This window comes from Lacimonas salitolerans (assembly GCF_042677865.1).
Classification (GTDB): Bacteria; Pseudomonadota; Alphaproteobacteria; order Rhodobacterales; family Rhodobacteraceae; genus Lutimaribacter; species Lutimaribacter salitolerans.
Genome location: NZ_JBHUDD010000093.1, coordinates 1 through 1751, shown reverse-complemented (window position 1 = coordinate 1751; position 1751 = coordinate 1). Strand labels below are relative to the sequence as shown.

1 protein-coding gene and 1 pseudogene are annotated in these 1751 nt (G+C 58.5%); one reads left to right on the top strand and one right to left on the bottom strand.

The features are described 5' to 3' along the window. Positions 1–24 precede the first annotated feature (24 nt). Positions 25–825: an IS630 family transposase gene (locus tag ACFTOW_RS13465; protein WP_379916560.1), complete on the top strand. Its 801-nt coding sequence runs from the start codon at positions 25–27 to the stop codon at positions 823–825. A 27-nt stretch (positions 826–852) separates the two neighbouring features. Here the strand turns inward: ACFTOW_RS13465 and ACFTOW_RS13460 are convergent. Next, positions 853–1667: pseudogene (locus ACFTOW_RS13460) on the bottom strand (IS3 family transposase); the annotation flags it as partial. Positions 1668–1751 lie beyond the last annotated feature (84 nt).

The following is a 1751-nucleotide window of genomic DNA, read 5'->3' as shown; positions in this document are numbered from 1 at the left end:
CGTTCTCATCCTGATTGACGCTGGATTCTCAGCCTGTTTGTCGCGCGGCAGCCCAATGCCACGCACTGGAGTCGTGCCCTGATGGCCGAGGCCATGGACATCTCGCCGTCCAGCGTGGGTCGCATCTGGGCGGAAGCTGGTCTCAAGCCGCATGTCACGAAGGGGGTCAAGGTCTCGAACGATCCGATGTTCGAGCAGAAGGTTACGGATATCGTGGGCCTCTACCTCGACCCGCCGGACCGGGCAGTCGTGCTTTGCGTGGATGAGAAATCGCAAATTCAGGCGCTCGACCGGACGCAACCGGGATTGCCGCTAAAGAAGGGCCGCGCCGCAACCATGACCCACGATTACAAACGGCACGGAACAACGACGCTGTTCACGGCGCTGGATGTGAAGTCGGGCATGGTCATCGGTGAATGCCTGCCGCGCCACCGCGCCAAGGAGTTTCTGAAATTCCTGCACAACATCGACAAGGCCGTGCCGGGCAAGCGCGATGTCCATCTGGTGCTCAACAACTACGCCACCCACAAGACACCCGAGGTGCGGGCTTGGCTGGACAAGCACCCGCGCTTCAAGCTGCATTTCACGCCCACAAGCGCCTCGTGGCTGAACCTGGTCGAACGCTTCTTCGCCGAGATCACGTCAAGGCGCATTCGACGCGGCAGTTATTCCAGCGTCGATGATCTGGAGGCCGCGATCTACCATTATCTGGCCCAGCACAATGAAAAGCCGAAGCCCTTCAAATGGACCAAAACTGCCGAAGACATCCTCACCCGGGAACGTCGCGCCCTGAACGTCCTCGATGAACTCCGCGGGAATAGGTAAGATGTGTCAGACTCAGAGCACTAGGACGTTGTCCACACGAATTGTGCAGGGTTTCCCGCGCCACCCAATGATGCGGTTCAGGCTGCGGATGACACGTTCTGCGGGCAGCGAGAAGTCAACCTCGATGCCCAGCCCCTCTCGGTTGAAGTCGTCCAACACATTCAAAAGCCGAAAAGCCCCGCCGTCGCCGAGGCGATCCGCCATAAAGTCCATGGACCAGGTCACATTGGGCGCGTCCGGCACGGCCAGAACGTCAGGCTTCTCCCGTTTTAGCCGCTTGCGGGGCTTGATACGCAGGTTCAACTCCAGCTCACAGTAGATCCGATAGACGCGTTTATGGTTCCACGGATGCCCCGTCACGTTGCGCAAATGCAGGAAACACAGGCCAAAACCCCAAGTCTTTCGTGCATCCGTCAGCCCTGTCAGCAGATCGGCGATCACCTCGTTCTCGTCCTTCAGCTTGGGGCTGTAGCGATAGCAGGTCTCGCTGACCCCGAAGGCCCGACACGCCAGCGCGATGCTGACGCCCCGTCGTTCCACCGCCGTTTCGGCCATCTCGCGGCGCTGAGAAGGCCGATCTACTTTTTTCCAAGGACTTCCTTCAGCAAATCGTTCTGCATACTCAGGTCCGCATACATCCGCTTAAGCCGACGGTTCTCTTCTTCCATCGCCTTCATCTGGCTGACCATCGACGCATCCATGCCGCCATACTTGGCCCGCCATTTGTAAAAAGACGCGTCGCTCATCCCATGTTCACGGCACAACTGCGCCACCGGCACACCGCCTTCAGCCTGCCGCAGGATCGCGATGATCTGTGCTTCAGTGTATCTGCTTGTCTTCATTCGAAATCTCCTCGTTCATCTTGCCGAGAAAATTCGGCTATTTCGCGGTTTGTGTGGGTGGTTTGGTTTCCGGTCATTTGCTTG